The sequence below is a fragment of the Mesorhizobium sp. M7A.F.Ca.ET.027.03.2.1 genome (assembly GCF_003999175.1).
Lineage (GTDB): Bacteria > Pseudomonadota > Alphaproteobacteria > Rhizobiales > Rhizobiaceae > Mesorhizobium.
In genome coordinates, this window is the sequence record NZ_RZOM01001573.1 from 1 (window position 1) to 920 (window position 920).

A 920-nucleotide genomic window follows, 5' to 3' on the forward strand; every position below is an offset into this window, starting at 1 on the left:
GATAGGTCTCGAGGAAGTGCATGACACCGAGCGCGCAGACGAATACGCCGAGGCCGATGCGCCTCCGGAAGCGGAAAAGCGTTACCATGACGCTGAAGTAGACGACCGCTTCGGCAAGGAGCAGGAAACTGTTCAGCAATGCCGTCGACCCGATCTCTTTCTCGAAATCGCGGATAGCGAGCGATTCCACTCCGATCCTGTTTTGACGCCGAAGAGTTAACCGGAGATTTCAGCACGCTTCGTGCTGGTGGAAAACTTCGGCGATTGGCGGACACTTCCGCGTGTGACCGGGCAGATATGGCAAAAGCGATTGCCGTTCGCCGCCGCATCGCCTACATAGCGGCCAACCTCCACTCAATTCGACAGATCCAGTCAGTTTTCTGGGCCAGTCAGTTTTTTCAGGGAAAGCGCGCGTGGCACGCCAGTTCATCTATCACATGGCCGGCCTCAACAAGGCCTATGGCACCAAGAAGGTGCTCGAGAATGTCCATCTCTCCTTTTATCCCGACGCCAAGATCGGCATCCTCGGCCCCAACGGTTCGGGCAAGTCGACGATCCTCAAGATCATGGCCGGGCTCGACAAGGAGTGGAACGGCGAAGCCTGGCTGGCCGAAGGCGCCACTGTCGGCTACCTGGCGCAGGAGCCGGCGCTCGATCCGGACAAGACCGTGTTCGAAAATATCATGGAAGGCGTCGCCGCCAAGACCGCCGTCATCGAACGCTATAACGAATTGATGATGAACTACTCCGACGAGACGGCCGACGAGTCGGCCAAGCTCCAGGACGAAATGGACCGGCTCAACCTTTGGGATCTCGAACAGCAGGTCGAGATGGCGATGGAAGCGCTGGGCTGCCCGCCCAAGGATTCGGAGGTCACCAAGCTTTCGGGCGGCGAACGCCGCCGCGTCGCACTTTGCCAG

The 920-nt window shown here is 59.0% G+C and carries 1 protein-coding gene and 1 pseudogene; one reads left to right on the forward strand and one right to left on the reverse strand.

Going from position 1 to position 920, the window contains the following annotated elements; translation table 11 throughout:
- A pseudogene (locus EN750_RS36515) lies at window positions 1–139 on the reverse strand (GGDEF domain-containing protein); the annotation flags it as partial.
- A gap of 274 nt (window positions 140–413) precedes the next feature.
- Between EN750_RS36515 and EN750_RS36520 the strand changes: the two are divergent.
- The coding region (locus tag EN750_RS36520) for an ATP-binding cassette domain-containing protein (RefSeq protein WP_127399430.1) at window positions 414–920 on the forward strand (507 nt) is incomplete at its 3' end.